General features: G+C 33.2%; 1 protein-coding gene. It reads left to right on the plus strand.

Going from position 1 to position 268, the window contains the following annotated elements; genetic code table 11:
• Positions 1 to 268: hypothetical protein (locus SCA31_RS23670; protein ID WP_410699454.1), on the plus strand; the 268-nt coding region annotated here is incomplete at both ends.

Genomic DNA, 268 nt, shown 5'->3' on the forward strand with positions numbered 1-268 from the left:
GGATTGCCATCCTTATCATCAATCGACTTGAGTAATCTGACTGATTTGTATAATATCATAATAGAAGACAATAATGCTCTAACCTCTATCAATGTTCAGGGTTGTACAAGTTTAACGGATGTGAGAGCCAGTAATATGAACTTATCTAGCTTATTACTACAAAACTGTACCCAATTAAAACGTTTAAACTGCAGCAATGCTAAACTTCAGACTTTAGATGTATCATCAAATACCCTACTGGAAAGTTTAAATGCTTCAACAAATCAAT

It is taken from the genome of Chryseobacterium sp. SIMBA_028, assembly GCF_046535285.1.
Taxonomy (GTDB): domain Bacteria; phylum Bacteroidota; class Bacteroidia; order Flavobacteriales; family Weeksellaceae; genus Chryseobacterium.